Source organism: Methylobacterium nigriterrae (assembly GCF_037106235.1).
Taxonomy (GTDB): Bacteria; Pseudomonadota; Alphaproteobacteria; order Rhizobiales; family Beijerinckiaceae; genus Methylobacterium; species Methylobacterium nigriterrae.
This window is the reverse complement of sequence record NZ_JBAWTG010000013.1, coordinates 53,941-72,448: the sequence shown is the minus strand read 5'-3', so window position 1 is coordinate 72,448 and position 18,508 is coordinate 53,941. Positions and strand designations below refer to the sequence as shown.

General features: G+C 66.5%; 16 protein-coding genes. All 16 read right to left on the bottom strand.

Annotated features, from left to right (window positions below; translation table 11 throughout):
- Positions 1-3 precede the first annotated feature (3 nt).
- The 16 genes from rpmC to rpoB all read right to left on the bottom strand — a co-directional run bounded on the left by rpmC (position 4) and on the right by rpoB (position 18,363).
- On the bottom strand, positions 4-219 hold the full coding sequence (rpmC, locus tag WDW90_RS09965; protein WP_336487224.1) for a 50S ribosomal protein L29: 216 nt from the start codon (positions 217-219) through the stop codon (positions 4-6).
- Positions 220-230: 11 nt separating this feature from the next.
- Entirely contained in the window at positions 231-644 is a 414-nt protein-coding gene (rplP, locus tag WDW90_RS09960) for a 50S ribosomal protein L16 (RefSeq protein WP_336487223.1), read from the bottom strand.
- 27 nt (positions 645-671) lie between these two features.
- Complete coding sequence (gene rpsC, locus WDW90_RS09955) at positions 672-1,418, bottom strand: 30S ribosomal protein S3 (RefSeq protein WP_336487222.1); 747 nt, start codon at positions 1,416-1,418, stop codon at positions 672-674.
- A 10-nt stretch (positions 1,419-1,428) separates the two neighbouring features.
- Entirely contained in the window at positions 1,429-1,815 is a 387-nt protein-coding gene (gene rplV / locus WDW90_RS09950; protein ID WP_336487221.1) for a 50S ribosomal protein L22, read from the bottom strand.
- Between the two features lie 2 nt (positions 1,816-1,817).
- Positions 1,818-2,096, bottom strand: coding sequence for a 30S ribosomal protein S19 (gene rpsS / locus WDW90_RS09945; protein WP_150965287.1), 279 nt, complete (start codon positions 2,094-2,096; stop codon positions 1,818-1,820).
- 5 nt (positions 2,097-2,101) lie between these two features.
- Positions 2,102-2,938 (bottom strand): 50S ribosomal protein L2, encoded by an 837-nt coding sequence (gene rplB / locus WDW90_RS09940; RefSeq protein WP_336487220.1) that lies wholly within the window; start codon positions 2,936-2,938, stop codon positions 2,102-2,104.
- 27 nt (positions 2,939-2,965) lie between these two features.
- Entirely contained in the window at positions 2,966-3,262 is a 297-nt protein-coding gene (locus WDW90_RS09935; protein WP_336487219.1) for a 50S ribosomal protein L23, read from the bottom strand.
- On the bottom strand, positions 3,259-3,879 hold the full coding sequence (gene rplD, locus WDW90_RS09930) for a 50S ribosomal protein L4 (RefSeq protein WP_336487218.1): 621 nt from the start codon (positions 3,877-3,879) through the stop codon (positions 3,259-3,261). The genes WDW90_RS09935 and rplD overlap by 4 nt, the downstream gene beginning before the upstream one ends.
- A complete protein-coding gene (rplC, locus tag WDW90_RS09925; RefSeq protein ID WP_336487217.1) occupies positions 3,879-4,616 on the bottom strand; it encodes a 50S ribosomal protein L3 in 738 nt (245 codons plus the stop codon). Before rplC ends, rplD begins: the two co-directional genes overlap by 1 nt.
- 49 nt (positions 4,617-4,665) lie before the next feature.
- The gene (gene rpsJ / locus WDW90_RS09920; protein ID WP_066927377.1) at positions 4,666-4,974 is read right to left on the bottom strand and encodes a 30S ribosomal protein S10; all 309 of its coding nucleotides are present in this window, start codon (positions 4,972-4,974) and stop codon (positions 4,666-4,668) included.
- A gap of 84 nt (positions 4,975-5,058) precedes the next feature.
- Positions 5,059-6,249: an elongation factor Tu gene (gene tuf, locus WDW90_RS09915; protein ID WP_336487206.1), complete on the bottom strand. Its 1,191-nt coding sequence runs from the start codon at positions 6,247-6,249 to the stop codon at positions 5,059-5,061.
- A gap of 94 nt (positions 6,250-6,343) precedes the next feature.
- Entirely contained in the window at positions 6,344-8,419 is a 2,076-nt protein-coding gene (gene fusA, locus WDW90_RS09910; RefSeq protein ID WP_336487216.1) for an elongation factor G, read from the bottom strand.
- Positions 8,420-8,449: 30 nt separating this feature from the next.
- Positions 8,450-8,920 (bottom strand): 30S ribosomal protein S7, encoded by a 471-nt coding sequence (gene rpsG / locus WDW90_RS09905; protein WP_336487215.1) that lies wholly within the window; start codon positions 8,918-8,920, stop codon positions 8,450-8,452.
- 104 nt (positions 8,921-9,024) lie between these two features.
- Positions 9,025-9,396, bottom strand: coding sequence for a 30S ribosomal protein S12 (rpsL, locus tag WDW90_RS09900; RefSeq protein ID WP_109895591.1), 372 nt, complete (start codon positions 9,394-9,396; stop codon positions 9,025-9,027).
- A 463-nt stretch (positions 9,397-9,859) separates the two neighbouring features.
- The gene (gene rpoC, locus WDW90_RS09895; RefSeq protein WP_336487214.1) at positions 9,860-14,068 is read right to left on the bottom strand and encodes a DNA-directed RNA polymerase subunit beta'; all 4,209 of its coding nucleotides are present in this window, start codon (positions 14,066-14,068) and stop codon (positions 9,860-9,862) included.
- A 170-nt stretch (positions 14,069-14,238) separates the two neighbouring features.
- Positions 14,239-18,363, bottom strand: coding sequence for a DNA-directed RNA polymerase subunit beta (gene rpoB, locus WDW90_RS09890; protein WP_336487213.1), 4,125 nt, complete (start codon positions 18,361-18,363; stop codon positions 14,239-14,241).
- Between the last annotated feature and the right edge of the window lie 145 nt (positions 18,364-18,508).

The window sequence follows — 18,508 nt, the reverse complement described above, 5'->3', positions numbered from 1 at the left end:
TCCTCAGGCCTGCGTCGCCTGCAGCGTCTTCTGACGCTGCAGGGTGCGGACGCGGGCGATGTCGCGCCGGACCTCACGGACGCGGGCGACGTTCTCGAGCTGGCCGGTGGCCCCCTGGAAGCGCAGGTTGAACTGCTCCTTCTTGAGGTTCAGCAACTCGTCGTTCAGCTGATCCGCCGACAGGGCCTTCAGATCAGACAGTCTCTGGGACGACTTCATGATCTCCCTCCTCAGTCTGCGATGCGGGCGACGATACGGGTGCGCACGGGGAGCTTCGCCGCGCCGAGGCGAAGGGCCTCGCGGGCGATGTCCTCGGCGACGCCGTCGACCTCGAACATGATGCGGCCGGGATGGATGCGCGCGGCCCAGTAATCCGGAGCACCCTTACCGGAGCCCATGCGGACCTCGGTCGGCTTGGCGGAGACCGGGACGTCCGGGAACACGCGGATCCACACGCGGCCCTGGCGCTTCATCTCGCGCGTGATCGCGCGGCGGGCCGCCTCGATCTGCCGCGCCGTGATGCGCTCAGGCTCGACGGCCTTCAGGCCGAACTGTCCGAAGTTCAGGTCGAAACCGCCCTTCGCCGTACCGTGGATACGGCCCTTGAACTGCTTGCGGAACTTCGTCTTCTTGGGTTGCAGCATGGCAGCCTCTCAATGCCTCTCGCGGCCTCAGGCGTGCAAGGGCTCGCGGCGACCGCGCTCGCGGCCACCCTCGCCATCCCGCTCGCGACGACCGCCCGAACGGCCACCCTCTTCCTGCGCGCGCTTGTCCTGCGCCATCGGGTCGTGTTCCAGGATCTCGCCCTTGAACACCCACACCTTGATCCCGCACGTCCCGTAGGTCGTGAACGCGGTGGCCGTGCCGTAATCGACGTCGGCGCGCAGCGTGTGCAGCGGAACGCGGCCCTCGCGATACCACTCGGTCCGGGCGATCTCGGCGCCGCCGAGGCGGCCCGAGCAGGTGATCCGGATGCCCTCCGCACCGAGACGCATGGCCGACTGCACCGCGCGCTTCATGGCGCGACGGAAGGCGACCCGGCGCTCGAGCTGCTGGGCGATCGAGTCGGCCACGAGGGTGGCGTCGATCTCCGGCTTGCGCACCTCGACGATGTTGATCGTCACGTCGGCCTTGGTCATCGTGCCGACGAGCTTGCGCAGCTTCTCGATATCCGCGCCCTTCTTGCCGATCACCACGCCCGGGCGGCCCGAGTGGATGGTGACGCGGCACTTCCGGTGCGGACGCTCGATGACGATCTTCGAGACCGCGGCCTGCTTGAGCTGCTTCATGAGCGCGGCCCGGATCGCCACGTCCTCATGCATCAGCTTGGCGTACTCGCCCTTGCCGGCGAACCAGCGGGAGTCCCAGGTCCGGTTGATGCCGAGCCGCAGACCGATCGGATTGACTTTCTGGCCCATCAGATCCTCCTCACGCCGCTTCGGCGGACGGGACTTCGCGAACCACGATGGTCAGGTTCGAGAAGGGCTTCAGGATACGGGCGCCGCGGCCACGCGCGCGGGCGTGGAACCGCTTCAGCACGAGCGCCTTGCCGACGAAGGCCTGGGAGACGACGAGGTCGTCGACGTCCAGGTCGTGGTTGTTCTCGGCATTGGCGATCGCGCTCTCGAGGCACTTCTTGACCTCGCGGGCGATCCGCTTGCGGGAGAATTCGAGATCGGCAAGGGCGGTCTCGACCTTCTTGCCGCGAATGAGCGCCGCAACGAGATTGAGCTTCTGGGGGCTGACGCGCAGCATGCGCGCCACCGCCTTGGCCTCGTTCTCGGGGAGCGCGCGGGGGGTTGCGGGCTTGCCCATGATCAGCGCCTCTTCGCCTTCTTGTCGGCCGCGTGACCGTGGAAGGTGCGGGTCGGCGAGAACTCGCCGAACTTGTGACCGACCATCTCCTCGGACACGTAGACCGGGATGTGCTTCTGCCCGTTGTGCACACCGAAGGTGAGCCCGACGAACTGCGGCAGGATCGTGGAGCGGCGGCTCCAGATCTTGATGACTTCGTTGCGGCTGGACCCGCGCGCGGTGTCAGCCTTCTTGAGGAGGTAGCCGTCGACGAACGGCCCCTTCCAGAGGGAGCGTGCCATGGTGATTACTTCTTGCGGTTGTGGCGGCTGGACAGGATGAAGACGTCGGTCCGCTTGTTAGAGCGGGTCTTCTTCCCCTTCGTGGGCACGCCCCAAGGAGTGACCGGGTTACGGCCGCCCGAGGTGCGACCCTCGCCACCGCCGTGCGGGTGATCGACCGGGTTCATCGCGACGCCGCGGTTATGCGGGCGCTTGCCGAGCCAGCGGTTGCGGCCGGCCTTGCCGAGCGAGATGTTCATGTGGTCGGGGTTGGAGACCGCGCCCACGCTCGCGAAGCACTGGCCGTGCACGAGCCGCTGCTCGCCGGAGTTGAGGCGCAGCGTCACGTAGCCCTGGTCGCGACCGACGATCTGGGCGTAGTTGCCCGCCGAGCGGGCGAGCGCGCCGCCCTTGCCGATCTTGAGCTCGACATTGTGCACGATGGTGCCCACCGGCATGTTGCCGATCGGACCGGCATTGCCCGGCTTGATGTCGACCTGCTCGGCCGCCACGACCTTGTCCCCGGCCTGCAGGCGCTGGGGAGCGAGGATGTAGCTCTGCTTGCCGTCCGGGTAGTTGATCAGCGCGATGAACGCCGTGCGGTTCGGATCGTACTCGATCCGCTCCACGGTCGCCGCGACGCCGAGCTGCTCGCGGCGCTTGAAGTCGACGTTGCGCAGCGTGCGCTTGTGTCCGCCGCCGCGGAACCGGACGGTCACGCGGCCGAGATTGTTGCGGCCGCCCGTCGAGGACTTGCCCTCGGTCAGCGCCTTCACCGGCTTGCCCTTGTAGAGCTCACGGCGGTCAACCAGCACGAGCTGGCGCAGGCTCGGCGTGACCGGTTTGAATGTCTTCAAGGCCATCGGCTTGTATCCCTACCCGGTCTGCTGTCAGAGGCCGGTCGTGACGTCGATCGTATGACCCTCGGCGAGGGTGACGATCGCTTTCTTCACGTCCGAACGCTGTCCGCGGAGGCCGCGGAAGATCTTCTTCTTTCCCTTGGTCACGAGGGTGTTTACCGCCGTGACCTTGACGTCGAAGAGCTTCTCCACCGCTTCCTTGATCTGCGGCTTCGTCGCCTTCGGGGCAACGCGGAACACGACCTTGTTCTGCTCGGTCAGGTTCGTCGCCTTCTCGGTGATGACCGGAGAGACGATCACGTCGTAATGGCGCGGATCGGCACTCATTTGAAACGCGCCTCCAGCGCATCGACGGCCGCGCGGGTGAGAACGAGCTTCTCGCGACGCAGGATGTCGTAGACGTTGATGCCCTGCACCGGCAGGACGTCGATCTGCGGCAGGTTGCGGGCGGCGCGACCGAAGTTCACGTCCACCTCCTCACCGCCGATGATGAGGGCGCTCGACAGGCCGAGCTTGCCGAAGCGCTCAGCGAGCGCCTTGGTCTTGCCGTCGGCGAGCTTCACGTCGTCGACCACGATCAGGGTCGAGGACTTCGCCTTCGACGAGAGGGCGTGCTTGAGGGCCAGCGCGCGGACCTTCTTGGGAAGGTCGTGGCTGTGGTCGCGCACCACCGGTCCGAAGGCCCGGCCGCCGCCGCGGAACTGCGGAGCGGAGGCGGCGCCGTGGCGAGCGTTGCCGGTGCCCTTCTGCTTGTAGAGCTTCTTGCGCGTCCGATTCACGTCCGAGCGGTTCTGCACGGCATGTGTGCCGGCGCGGCGCTTGGCGAGCTGCCAGCGGACCATGCGCTGCAGCAGGTCGGCGCGGGGCTCCAGGCCGAAGATGGCCTCGTCGAGCTCAACCGAACCGGCGCCGTCGCCGTCGAGCGTGGTGATATCGAGCTTCATCACGCGTTCTCCCCAGAAGCGGCTTCCTGAGCGGGAGCCTCGGGAGCCGGAGCAGCGGCACCGTTCTCACGGAACTTGCCCGGCAGCGGAACATCGGCGGGAAGCTTGCGCTTCACCGCATCGCGGATCTGGATCCAGCCACCAGCGACGCCGGGGACCGCACCCTCAACGAGAATGAGGCCGCGCTCCGGATCGGTGCGCACGACGCGCAGGTTCTGGGTGGTCACGCGCTCGACGCCGAGGTGACCCGGCATCTTCTTGTTCTTGAAAGTCTTGCCCGGGTCCTGGCGGCCGCCGGTCGAGCCGATCGAGCGGTGCGAGATCGACACGCCGTGGGTGGCGCGCAGGCCGCCGAAGTTCCAGCGCTTGATGCCGCCCGCGAAGCCCTTACCCGTGGTGGTGCCGGTCACGTCCACGAACTGGCCCGGGATGAAGTGGTCGGCCGTGATCTCGGCGCCGACCGGGATCAGCGAATCCTCGGAGACGCGGAACTCGGCGAGCTTGCGCTTCGGCTCGACCTTGGCGACCGCGAAGCGGCCACGCTCGGCGGCGGACACGTTCTTGACCTTGGCCTTGCCGACGCCGACCTGCAGCGCGACATAGCCGTTCTTCTCGACGGTGCGGTGGGCCACCACCTGGCATTGATCGATCTTGAGCACGGTGACGGGGACATGCTCCCCCGCATCCGTGAAGATGCGGGTCATGCCGACCTTCTGTGCAATGACGCCTGAGCGCATAGGTGTCTCCCCTCGCGCGATGAAACGGTAAGCTCTAGGCCCGGCGGGCTTAGAGCTTGATCTCCACGTCCACGCCAGCGGCGAGGTCGAGCTTCATCAGCGCGTCCACGGTCTGGGGGGTCGGATCGACGATATCGAGCACCCGCTTGTGCGTGCGCATCTCGAACTGCTCGCGCGACTTCTTGTCGATGTGCGGCGAGCGGTTGACGGTGAAGCGCTCGATGTGGGTCGGAAGCGGGATCGGGCCGCGGATCTGGGCACCGGTGCGCTTGGCGGTGGAGACGATCTCGCGGGTCGACGCATCCAGGATGCGGTGATCGAACGCCTTGAGGCGGATGCGGATATTCTGACCGTTCATGACCTGAAAACCTCGGGCGGAAAGTGAAGGGCGGGCACGAGGGCCCGCCCCTCAATCGTCCCTCTCGAATGCGAGCGAGCGTTCTTACTCGTTGATGGCTGCGACGACGCCGGCGCCGACGGTGCGTCCGCCCTCGCGGATGGCGAAGCGCAGCTTCTCCTCCATGGCGACCGGCACGATCAGCGCCACGTCCATGGTGACGTTGTCGCCCGGCATCACCATCTCGGTGCCCTCCGGCAGCGTGCAGACGCCGGTCACGTCGGTGGTGCGGAAGTAGAATTGCGGCCGGTAGTTGGTGAAGAACGGCGTGTGGCGGCCGCCCTCCTCCTTGGTCAGGATGTAGGCCTCGGCCTTGAACTTGGTGTGCGGCTTGACCGAGCCGGGCTTGCACACGACCTGGCCGCGCTCCACGTCCTCGCGCTTGGTGCCGCGCAGGAGCACGCCGACATTGTCGCCGGCCTGGCCCTGATCGAGCAGCTTGCGGAACATCTCCACACCCGTCACCGTCGTCTTGGTGGTCGGGCGGATGCCCACGATCTCGACTTCCTCGCCCACCTTGATGATGCCGCGCTCAACCCGCCCCGTCACCACCGTGCCGCGCCCCGAGATCGAGAACACGTCCTCGATCGGCATCAGGAACGGCATGTCGATCGGACGCTCCGGCTGCGGGATGTAGCTGTCGACCGTCGCCATCAGCGCCAGCACCGCCTCCTTGCCGATCTTGGGCTCCTTGTCCTCGAGCGCCATCAGGGCCGAGCCCTTGGTGATCGGGATGTCGTCGCCCGGGAAGTCGTACTTCGACAAGAGCTCGCGCACCTCGAGCTCGACCAGCTCCAGAAGCTCCTCGTCGTCGACCATGTCGACCTTGTTGAGGAACACCACCAGCGCCGGCACGCCGACCTGGCGGGCCAGCAGGATGTGCTCGCGCGTCTGCGGCATCGGCCCGTCGGCCGCCGACACCACCAGGATGGCCCCGTCCATCTGGGCCGCACCCGTGATCATGTTCTTCACGTAATCGGCGTGGCCGGGGCAGTCCACGTGCGCGTAGTGCCGGTTGCTGGTCTCGTACTCGACATGCGCCGTCGAGATCGTGATGCCGCGCGCCTTCTCCTCCGGCGCCTTGTCGATCTGGTCATAGGCCGTGAAGGTCGCACCCCCCGACTCCGCCAGAACCTTCGTGATCGCCGCCGTCAGAGACGTCTTGCCATGGTCGACGTGGCCGATCGTCCCAATGTTGCAGTGCGGCTTCGTGCGCGAAAACTTCTCTTTGGCCATGGTAGCCTCCGGTTCAGCTGGTGTCTCGGGAGCGGCCCGCGGTTAGGCCGGCTCCCCGAATTGATGATCTGCGAGATGCCTCGAGCGGCTGGGCTCAGGCGTACTTGGCGATGACCTTGTCCGCCTCGCCGCGCGGCACCTCTTCGTAGTGGTCGAACTGCATCGTGAAGTTCGCGCGCCCCTGGGACATCGAGCGCAGGTTGTTCACGTAGCCGAACATGTTGGCGAGCGGCACCATCGCGTTGATGACGTTGGCGTTGCCGCGCATGTCCTGGCCCTGGATCTGGCCGCGGCGAGAGTTCAGGTCGCCAATGACCGAGCCGGTATAATCTTCGGGCGACACGACCTCGACCTTCATCACCGGCTCGAGCAGGACCGAGCCGCCCTTCTGCAGCGCTTCGCGCAGCGCGGCGCGGGAGGCGATTTCGAAGGCGAGCGCCGATGAATCGACGTCGTGGAAGGCGCCGTCGATTAGCTCGACCTTGATGTCGACCACCGGGAAGCCCGCCAGGATGCCGGCGCCCAGGACCGAGTTGAGGCCCTTCTCGACGCCCGGGATGTACTCCTTGGGCACCGCGCCGCCGACGATCTTCGACTCGAACTCGAAGCCCTTCCCAGGCTCGTTCGGCTCGACCACGAACTTGACGCGGGCGAACTGACCGGTGCCGCCGGTCTGTTTCTTGTGGGTGTAGTCCACCTCGGTGCGCCGCGTCAGCTTCTCGCGGTAGGCCACTTGCGGCTGGCCGATATTCGCGTCGACCTTGTAGGTCCGACGCAGGATGTCGACCTTGATATCGAGGTGGAGCTCGCCCATGCCGCGCAGGATGGTCTGGCCCGATTCCTGATCCGTCGAGACCCGGAAAGACGGGTCCTCGGCGGCGAGCTTCGACAGCGCGATGCCGAGCTTCTCCTGGTCGGCCTTCGACTTCGGCTCGACCGCGATCTCGATGACGGGCTCCGGGAACTCCATCTTCTCAAGGATGACGGCCTTGACGGGATCGCACAGCGTGTCGCCGGTGCGGGTGTCCTTGAGGCCGGCGAGCGCCACGATGTCGCCCGCGAAAGCTTCCTTGATGTCCTCGCGGTTGTTGGCGTGCATCAGGAGCATGCGGCCGACACGCTCCTTCTTGTCGCGCGTCGAGTTGATGACGTTGGCGCCCGAATCGACCTTGCCCGAGTAGACGCGGCAGAACGTGATCGTGCCGACGTGGGGATCGTCCATGATCTTGAAGGCGAGCATGGAGAAGGGGTCGGTGTCGGTCGGGTGGCGGACGACCTCTTCCTCGGTCTTGTAGTCGATGCCCTTGATCTCGCCGCGGTCGGCGGGAGACGGCAGGTAGTCGACGACGGCGTCGAGGAGGGGCTGCACGCCCTTGTTCTTGAAGGCCGAGCCGCACAGCACCGGATGGAAGGCGCGAAGCTGCACGGCCTTGCGCACCAGGGTGCGCATGGTGGCCTCGTCCGGCTCGTTGCCGTCGAGGTAGGCCGCCATGGCGTCGTCGTCGAGCTCGACGCAGGCCTCGACGAGCTTCGTCCGGTATTCCACCGCTTGGTCCTGCAGATCGGCCGGAATCTCGGTCTCCGAGAAGTTGGCGCCGAGCGCCTCGCCCGACCAGACGATCGCCTTCATCTTGATGAGGTCGACGACGCCCTGGAAGCTCGACTCAGCCCCGATCGGGAGCTGCAGGCAGACGGGCTTGCCGGCCACGCGGTCGATGATGTCGGCAACGCACTTGAAGAAATCGGCGCCGATCTTGTCCATCTTGTTGACGAACACGACCCGCGGCACGTCGTACTTGTCGGCCTGCCGCCACACCGTCTCGGTCTGGGGCTCCACCCCCTGGTTGCCGTCGAGCACGCAGACCGCGCCGTCGAGCACGCGCAACGAACGCTCCACCTCGATGGTGAAGTCGACGTGCCCGGGGGTGTCGATGATGTTCAGGCGCTTCTCGCGCCAGAAGCAGGTCGTCGCGGCGGACGTGATCGTGATGCCACGCTCCTGCTCCTGCTCCATCCAGTCCATCGTCGCGGCGCCCTCATGGACTTCGCCGATCTTATGGGACTTTCCGGTGTAGTAGAGGATCCGCTCGGTCGTCGTGGTCTTGCCGGCATCGATGTGGGCCATGATGCCGAAGTTGCGGTAGTCCTCGATCGCGTGCGTGCGGGGCATCGGGGTGCTCCTGAAAAGGGGGCGGACCGCTTACCAGCGGTAATGCGAGAAGGCGCGGTTGGCTTCGGCCATCCGGTGCGTGTCTTCCCGCTTCTTGACGGCGTTGCCGCGGTTGTTGGCGGCGTCGAGGAGTTCGGCAGAGAGGCGCTCGACCATGGTGCGGTCGTTGCGGCCGCGGGCGGCCTGGATCAGCCAGCGGATGGCCAGAGCCTGACGGCGCTCGGTACGCACCTCGACGGGGACCTGATAGGTCGCGCCGCCGACGCGGCGGGAGCGGACCTCGATCGCCGGCGCGACGTTGTCGAGCGCGGCGCGGAACACCTCGATCGGGTTCGCGCGGGCGCGGCTCTCGACGATGTCGAAGGCGCCGTAGACGATCCGCTCGGCGACCGACTTCTTGCCCTCGTACATGATCGAATTCATGAACTTGGTCAGGACGACGTCGCCGTACTTGGCGTCGGGGATGATCTCACGCTTCTCGGCACTGTGGCGGCGGGACATGCGCGCGCTCCGTTCGGTCTTCTCAATGCATCAAACCATCCCGCGCAGGCCGCCTTGAGCTCCCTCGGGAAGCCGGCGACATCCTTACGGGATGCGCGAAACTCTTATTTCGGCCGCTTCGCGCCGTACTTGGACCGGCGCTGCTTACGGTTCTTCACACCCTGCGTGTCGAGGACGCCGCGCAGAATGTGGTAGCGCACGCCCGGAAGGTCCTTCACGCGGCCGCCGCGGATCATCACCACGGAGTGTTCCTGGAGGTTGTGGCCCTCGCCCGGGATGTAGCCGATGACCTCGAAGCCGTTGGTCAGGCGCACCTTGGCGACCTTGCGGAGCGCCGAGTTCGGCTTCTTCGGGGTCGTCGTGTAGACGCGGGTGCAGACGCCGCGCTTCTGCGGGCAGGCATCGAGAGCCGGCACCTTGTTGCGGGCCTTCTGCGCCTTACGCGGCTGGGCGATCAGCTGGTTGATCGTCGGCATTCTCTGCCCTCTTCCTCCGGATCGCGGGAGCCCCACGATCACGCGTTCGAAGTCACTGGCGTCCCTCGCGGGACCGGGAGCGGGCATCCGGGGATGTTCCGCAAAACGAATATGCGCCAGGGGTCGGTCAGGACCCGTGGCGCGCTGTCGGCAGAGGAGCACCCCCGTATGCAGGCGCGCTCATACCTACTGATCTGACACGAACGTCAGGCGATGTGAGCCCCGATGCCGACTCGGCGACGGCCTGTGAGGCGATTGCCTCGTCCCGTCAGCGGCTTGCGATCCACCGGAGTGGCGCGCTTCTACGCGCCCTCCGGCGCGACGTCAATGCTTCGCGGCGATAATCTTCGGCTCCGGGCGGCCTTAACGTTTCCTTGCCGCCGCGCATTTCGGCGCGGTGTCCGATACGAAGAAGGGCGGCCGGCAGGCCGCCCTTCGTGGTGTTTGCCCGGTGCCGGACCGGTTATTCGGCGGCCGGCGGCAATTCCTCGAGCGAGTGGGCGCCGCTCTCGGCCGCCTTCTGCTGCAGGATGAGGTTGTCGCGACGCCGCGCCACCGCGCGGATGTCGGCCGCCATCGAGCCCGTGCCGGCCGGGATGAGCGAGCCGACGATGACGTTCTCCTTGAGGCCCTCGAGCAGGTCGACCTTGCCGTTGACGGCGGCCTCGGTGAGCACGCGGGTCGTTTCCTGGAACGAGGCCGCCGAGATGAACGACTTCGTCTGCAGAGACGCCTTGGTGATGCCGAGCAGCACCGGCACGCCCTCGACCGGCTTCTTGCCCTCAGCGATCAGCTTCTCGTTGATCTCCGTCAACTCGGTGCGGTCGATCTGGTCGCCCGTGAGGATCTCCGAATCGCCGCCGTCGGTGATCTCGACCTTCTGCAGCATCTGCCGGACGATGACCTCGATGTGCTTGTCGTTGATCGACACGCCCTGGAGCCTGTAGACCTCCTGGATCTCGTTGACGAGGTAGGCTGCCAGCTCCTCCACGCCCTTGATCGCCAGGATGTCGTGCGGCGCCGGGTTGCCGTCGACGATGTAGTCGCCGAGCTCCACCACGTCGCCGTCCTGCAGGTGGATGTGCTTGCCCTTCGGGATCAGGTACTCGACCGGCTCCGTCCCGTCATGCGGGGTCAGCGTCAGACGGCGCTTGTTCTTGTAGTCACGCCCGAACGCGATCGTCCCCGACTTCTCGGCGATGATCGCCGCGTCCTTCGGACGACGCGCCTCGAACAGCTCCGCCACCCGCGGCAGACCGCCGGTGATGTCGCGGGTCTTGGCCGAGTCCGTCGAGACGCGGGCCAGAATGTCGCCGGCCTTGACCTTCGCGCCCGGATCGAAGCCGATGATGGCGTCGACGGGCAGGAAGTAGCGGGCCTCGGAGCCGCGCGGCAGCTTCAGCGGCTTTCCGGTCTCGTCGTGGATCACCATCGCGGGCTTGAGATCGGCCGTGCGGGCCGAGCCGCGCCAGTCGATGACGACGCGCTTGGCAATGCCGGTCGACTCGTCGGTGGTCTCCGTGATGGACTGGCCGTCGTAGAGGTCCTCGTAGGCCACCACGCCGTCCGCTTCCGTGAGGATCGGGCGGGTGTAGGGGTCCCACTCCGCGATGCGCTGGCCGCGCTTGACCTTGTCACCCTCGTCGACCCGCACCTTGGCGCCGTATTGCAGCCGGTGCACGGCGCGCTCGGTCCCGTCGGCGCCGACGATCACCACGGCCACGTTGCGGCCGGTGGCGATGAGGTCGCCGTCCGAGTTCCGGGCGAGCGCCCGGTTGCGGATCTTGATGGTGCCCTCGAAGCTCGACTCGATGAAGGACGAGTCGGCGATCTGGGCGGCACCACCGATGTGGAAGGTGCGCATGGTGAGCTGGGTGCCCGGCTCGCCGATCGACTGCGCCGCGATGACGCCGACGGCCTCGCCCATGTTGACGGGCGTGCCGCGGGCGAGATCGCGCCCGTAGCAGGTGGCGCAGACGCCGCTCTTCGTCTCGCAGACGAGCACGGAGCGGATCTTCACCTCCTGGATGCCGGCGGCCTGGATGGCCGGCAGGTGCTTCTCCTCGATGGTCTCGCCGGTGGCGACGATCACGCTGCCATCGGCGGCCACGAGATCCTCGGCCGTGGCGCGGCCGAGGATGCGGGTGGCCAGCGTGGCCACGACCTGTCCGGCATCGATGATCGCCCGCATGCGGATCCCGTTCTGGGTCCCGCAATCGGTCTCACGGATGACGGCGTCCTGGGCGACGTCGACGAGGCGGCGGGTCAGGTAGCCGGAGTTCGCGGTCTTCAGCGCCGTGTCCGCGAGGCCCTTGCGGGCGCCGTGGGTGGAGTTGAAGTACTCGAGAACGTCGAGGCCTTCCTTGAAGTTCGAGATGATCGGGGTCTCGATGATCTCACCGCTCGGCTTGGCCATCAGGCCGCGCATGGCCGCGAGCTGCTTCATCTGCGCCGGCGAGCCGCGGGCGCCCGAGTGGCTCATCATGTAGATCGAGTTGACCTGGCGGTCGGCGCCCTTCTCGTCCTTCTGGACGGAGGAGATCCGGCCCATCATCTCGGCCGCGAGCTTGTCCGAGCACTTTGCCCAGGCATCGACGACCTTGTTGTACTTCTCGCCCTGGGTGATCAGGCCGTCATTGTACTGCTGCTCGTAATCCTTCACGAGCGCGCGGGTGTCGTCGACGATCGACCACTTGTTGTCCGGCACCACCATGTCGTCCTTGCCGAACGAGATGCCGGCCTTGAACGCGTGGCTGAAGCCGAGCGCCATGATGCGGTCGCAGAAGATCACCGACTCCTTCTGACCGCAGTGGCGGTAGACGGTGTCGATCATCGCGGAGATCTCCTTCTTCGTCATCAGCTTGTTGACGATGTCGAAGGGGACCTTCGGGTGCTGCGGCAGCACGCCGGAGAGGATCACGCGGCCGGGCGTGGTGTCGTAGGTCTTGGTCATGGGCTCGCCGTCGGGACCGATGCCCTTCCAGCGCCACTTGATCCGGGAGTGCAGCGAGACGGCCTTGGCCGCCAGCGCGTGCTCCAGCTCGCCGATATTGCCGTAGACGCCCTGCATCGGGTTCTCGCGGTTGCCCGACTTGAACTCGCCCGGCGCGCCCTCGGCAACGATCGACAGATAGTAGAGGCCGAGAACGATGTCCTGGCTCGGCACGATGATCGGCTGACCATTGGCCGGGTGCAGGATGTTGTTCGTCGACATCATGAGGACGCGCGCCTCGAGCTGCGCCTCGAGCGACAGCGGCACGTGCACGGCCATCTGGTCGCCGTCGAAGTCGGCGTTGAACGCCGCGCAGACGAGCGGGTGCAGCTGGATCGCCTTGCCCTCGATCAGCTTCGGCTCGAAGGCCTGGATGCCCAGCCGGTGGAGCGTCGGCGCCCGGTTGAGCATGACGGGATGCTCGCGGATGACCTCGTCCAGGATGTCCCAGACCTCGGGTTTTTCCTTTTCTACCAGCTTCTTGGCTTGCTTGACCGTCGCGGAAAAACCCTTGGCGTCGAGCCGCGCGTAGATGAAGGGCTTGAACAGCTCCAGCGCCATCTTCTTCGGCAGGCCGCACTGGTGCAGCTTCAGCTCGGGGCCGACCACGATGACCGAGCGGCCCGAATAGTCGACGCGCTTGCCGAGCAGGTTCTGCCGGAAGCGGCCCTGCTTGCCCTTCAGCATGTCGGCGAGCGACTTCAGCGGGCGCTTGTTGGCGCCCGTGATGACGCGGCCGCGCCGGCCGTTGTCGAACAGCGCGTCCACCGCCTCCTGAAGCATGCGCTTCTCGTTGCGGATGATGATGTCGGGCGCGCGCAGCTCGATCAGCCGCTTGAGGCGGTTGTTGCGGTTGATGACGCGACGGTAGAGGTCGTTGAGGTCTGACGTGGCGAAGCGGCCGCCGTCGAGGGGGACGAGCGGGCGCAGGTCCGGCGGGATCACCGGCACGACCGTGAGGATCATCCACTCGGGCTTGTTGCCCGACATCTGGAAGGCCTCGATGATCTTGAGGCGCTTCAGAAGCTTCTTGGGCTTCAGCTCAGAGGTGGTGGTCGCGATCTCCTCGCGCAGGTCCGCCGCGATCTTCTCGAGATCGAGCTCCTGCAGGATGCGCCGGATCGCCTCCGCGCCGATCATGGCGGTGAACGAGTCCTCGCCGTACTCCTCCTGCGCGCGCAGGTATTCCTCCTCGGAGAGGAGCTGGCGCTCCTTGAGGGGGGTGAGCCCCGGCTCGATGACGCAGTACGACTCGAAGTACAGGATCCGCTCGAGGTCCTTGAGCGCCATGTCGAGCAAGAGGCCGATGCGGCTCGGCAGCGACTTCAGGAACCAGATGTGAGCGACGGGCGCGGCCAGCTCGATATGGCCCATGCGGTCGCGCCGAACGCGCGCGAGGGTGACCTCGACGCCGCACTTCTCGCAGATGACGCCCTTGTACTTCATGCGCTTGTACTTGCCGCACAAGCACTCGTAGTCCTTGATCGGCCCGAAGATGCGCGCGCAGAACAGGCCGTCGCGTTCCGGCTTGAACGTCCGATAGTTGATCGTCTCGGGCTTCTTGATCTCGCCGTAGGACCAGGACAGGATTTTCTCAGGGCTCGAGATCGAGATCTTGATCTGGTCGAAGCTCTGCGGCTGGGCCTGCTGGTTGAAAAGATTCATGACCTCTTGGTTCATGATCTGCTCCTTGATGAGCGGGCCGCCCCGCGCCTGGGCACCGCGCTATGATCGATCGGCGCAGCGCCCTGCCGGAGCGCCGCTGGCCGTGGAAACCGTCGGGAGGCCCCGCCCCTCCCCGCTCGAACCGTGCCGGCGGATCGCGCCGGCACGGGAGGTGTCGTCCGGCCTTACTCGGCCGCGTCCGCCGGCGGCTCGATCTGGTCGTTGGCCGCCTTCTTCGAGGAGGTGAGCTCGACGTTGAGGCCGAGCGAGCGCATCTCCTTGACGAGAACGTTGAACGATTCGGGGATGCCCGCCTCGAAGGTGTCGTCGCCGCGCACGATCGCCTCGTAGACCTTGGTGCGGCCGGCCACGTCGTCCGACTTGACGGTCAGCATCTCCTGCAGCGTGTAGGCCGCGCCGTAGGCCTCCAGCGCCCAGACCTCCATCTCGCCGAAGCGCTGGCCGCCGAACTGCGCCTTGCCGCCGAGCGGCTGCTGGGTGACCAGCGAGTAGGGGCCGATCGAGCGGGCGTGGATCTTGTCGTCCACGAGGTGGTGCAGCTTCAGCATGTAGATGTAGCCCATCGTCACCTTGCGGTCGAAAGGCTCACCGGTGCGCCCGTCATAGAGGGTCGACTGGCCCGAGCGGTCGAGGCCGGCCATCTCCAGCATCGCCTCGATGTCGGCCTCCTTGGCGCCGTTGAAGACCGGGGTTGCCATCGGCACGCCGCGCCGGAGGTTGTTGCCGACCTCCGCCAGATCCTCGTCGGACAGGCCGTCGAGCTCGGCCGGCGAGTAGATGCTCCTCATCTCCTCGCGCAGCGGCGCGATGTCCTGGCTCTTGAGGTAGGCGTCGACCGCCCGCGACACCTTGCGGCCGAGGCCCGCGGCGGCCCAGCCGAGATGCGTCTCCAGGATCTGGCCGACATTCATGCGGCTCGGCACGCCGAGCGGGTTCAGAACGATGTCGGCATGCGTCCCGTCCTCGAGGAAGGGCATGTCCTCGATCGGCACGATGCGCGACACGACGCCCTTGTTGCCGTGGCGGCCCGCCATCTTGTCGCCGGGCTGGATCTTGCGCTTCACCGCCACGAAGACCTTGACCATCTTCATGACGCCGGGCGGAAGCTCGTCGCCGCGCTGCAGCTTCTCGACCTTGTCGAGGAAGCGCTGCTCGAGGCGCTTCTTCGACTCGTCGTACTGCTTCTGCATCGCCTCCATCTCGGTCATGAGACGGTCGTCGACGACGGCGAACTGCCACCATTGCGAGCGCGGATAGTCGGCGAGCCCCTCGCGGGTCAGCGTGGTGTCCTTCTTGAAGCCCTTCGGGCCCGCGATCGGCGACTGACCGATCAGGACGTCCGCCAGGCGTGCATAGGTGTTGCGGTCGAGGATAGCCTGCTCGTCGTCCCGGTCCTTGGCGAGGCGCTCGATCTCCTCGCGTTCGATGGCCTGGGCGCGCTCGTCCTTGTCGACGCCGTGCCGGTTGAACACGCGAACTTCCACGATGGTCCCGGTGACCCCGGGGGGCACCCGCAAGCTGGTGTCGCGCACGTCGGACGCCTTCTCGCCGAAGATGGCGCGGAGCAGCTTCTCCTCCGGCGTCATCGGGCTCTCGCCCTTCGGCGTGATCTTGCCGACCAGGATGTCGCCCGCGTGGACCTCGGCGCCGATATAGACGATGCCGGCCTCGTCGAGGTTCTTGAGCGCCTCCTCCGAGACGTTCGGGATGTCGCGGGTGATTTCCTCCGGCCCGAGCTTGGTGTCGCGGGCCATCACCTCGAATTCCTCGATGTGAATCGAGGTGAACACGTCATCCTTCACGATCCGCTCGGAGAGCAGGATCGAGTCCTCGAAGTTGTAGCCGTTCCACGGCATGAACGCGACGAGCACGTTCCGGCCGAGCGCCAGTTCGCCGAACTCGGTCGAGGGCCCGTCGGCGATGATCTCGCCCTTCTTCACGGGCTCGCCGACCCGCACCAGCGGCTTCTGCGTGATGCAGGTCGACTGGTTGGAGCGCTGGAACTTCTGCAGCCGGTAGATGTCGACGCCGGGCTTGGTCGCGTCGGCTTCCTCGGTCGCCCGGATGACGATGCGGGTGGCGTCCACCTGATCGACGATGCCGGTGCGGCGGGCCGCGATGGCCGCGCCCGAATCGCGCGCGACGACCGCCTCCATGCCGGTCCCGACGAACGGCGCGTCGGCGCGAACGAGCGGGACCGCCTGGCGCTGCATGTTCGAGCCCATCAGGGCGCGGTTGGCGTCGTCGTTCTCGAGGAACGGGATCAGCGCCGCCGCGACCGAGACGAGCTGCTTCGGGCTGACGTCCATGAGGTCGACGCGCTCGGGCCCGACCACGATCACCTCTCCGGCGCGACGGCAGACCACGAGGTCCTCCGTCAGCTTCCGGTTCTCGTCCATGACAGCGTTCGCCTGGGCGACGTAGTACTTCGCCTCCTCCATGGCCGACAGGTAGGCGACTTCGTCCGTGACCACGCCGTCCTTCACGCGACGGAACGGGGTCTCGATGAAGCCGTACTTGTTCACGCGCGCGAAGGTCGCGAGCGAGTTGATGAGGCCGATATTCGGGCCTTCCGGCGTCTCGATCGGGCAGATGCGGCCATAGTGCGTCGGGTGCACGTCGCGCACCTCGAAGCCCGCGCGCTCGCGGGTCAGACCGCCCGGGCCGAGCGCCGACAGGCGGCGCTTGTGGGTGACCTCGGAGAGCGGGTTCGTCTGGTCCATGAACTGCGAGAGCTGGCTCGAGCCGAAGAACTCGCGCACGGCGGCAGCTGCGGGCTTCGCGTTGATCAGGTCCTGCGGCATCACGGTGTCGATGTCGACGGACGACATCCGCTCCTTGATGGCGCGCTCCATGCGCAGCAGGCCGAGGCGGTACTGGTTCTCCATGAGCTCGCCGACCGAGCGCACCCGGCGATTGCCGAGATGGTCGATGTCGTCGATCTCGCCCTTGCCGTCGCGCAGGTCCACGAGCGCCTTGACGACCGCGAGCATGTCCTCCTTGCGCAGCGTGCGCACGGTGTCGGCGGCGTCGAGGTCGAGGCGCATGTTCATCTTCACGCGGCCGACCGCGGAGAGGTCATAGCGCTCGGCGTCAAAGAACAGCGAGTGGAACATCGCCTCGGCGGTGTCGAGCGTCGGCGGCTCGCCGGGGCGCATCACCCGGTAGATATCGAACAGCGCGCCCTCGCGGCCGGAGTTCTTGTCCACCGCCAACGTGTTGCGAATGTAGGGGCCGACATTGACGTGATCGATGTCCAGGACCGGCAGTTCCGTGACGCCGACCTCCTCCAGGCTCTTCAGGAGCTTGTCGGAGATCTCGTCGCCGGCCTCGGCCCAGATCTCGCCCGTCTGCGCGTTGACGAGGTCCTCGGCGATGTACTGGCCGATCAGATCCTCGTCCGTCGCCTTGAGGAACTTCGTCCCCTTCTCGGCGATCTGCCGGGCGTTGCGCGCGTTGAGCTTCTTGCCGGCCTCCAGCACCACCTCGCCGGAATCGGCGTCGACGAGGTCGACGGACGCCTTGAAGCCCTTCAGGCGCTCGGCATCGTAGGGCACGCGCCAATCCGCGCCGTCGCGGTCGTACACCACGCGGTTGTAGAAGGTCGACAGGATCTCCTCGCCGTCGAGGCCCAGCGCGAACAGCAGCGACGTGACCGGCAGCTTGCGCTTCCGGTCGATGCGCACGTGCACGATGTCCTTGGCGTCGAACTCGACGTCGAGCCAGGAGCCCCGGTAGGGGATGATGCGGGCGGCGAACAGGAGCTTGCCGGAGGAGTGGGTCTTGCCCTTGTCGTGGTCGAAGAACACGCCCGGGGAGCGGTGCATCTGGGAGACGATGACGCGCTCGGTGCCGTTGACGATGAAGGTGCCGTTCTCCGTCATGAGCGGCATGTCGCCCATGTAGACGTCCTGCTCCTTGATGTCCTTGACGGACTTCGCGCCGGTGTCGGGATCCACATCGAACACGATGAGGCGCAGCGTCACCTTGAGGGGGGCCGCGAAGGTGATGCCGCGCTGGCGGCACTCATCGACGTCGTATTTCGGCGGCTCGAAGGTGTAGCGGACGAATTCGAGCAGCGCGGTCGAGGAGAAGTCCGAGATCGGGAAAACGGACTTGAAGACGCTCTGCAGGCCCTCGTCGGCCCGGCCGCCCTCCGGCTCGTCAACCATCAGGAACTGGTCGTAGGACGCCTTCTGAACCTCGATGAGATTCGGCATCTCGGCGACTTCCCGGATCTTGCCGAAGAACTTGCGAATGCGCTTGCGACCGACCAGCGTGTTGGCCATGTGACCTCGCTCCACCATCCCGCGTCCTGGTTGCCCGGGGAAAGCGGCCTTCCCGCACCGGGCCGTGGAACGCGTCCCGCCGGACCGCCCCACCCGAAACTGAACTCGTCTCGCGGACCCGGATCCGGGTCCAGCGGCCGCCCGA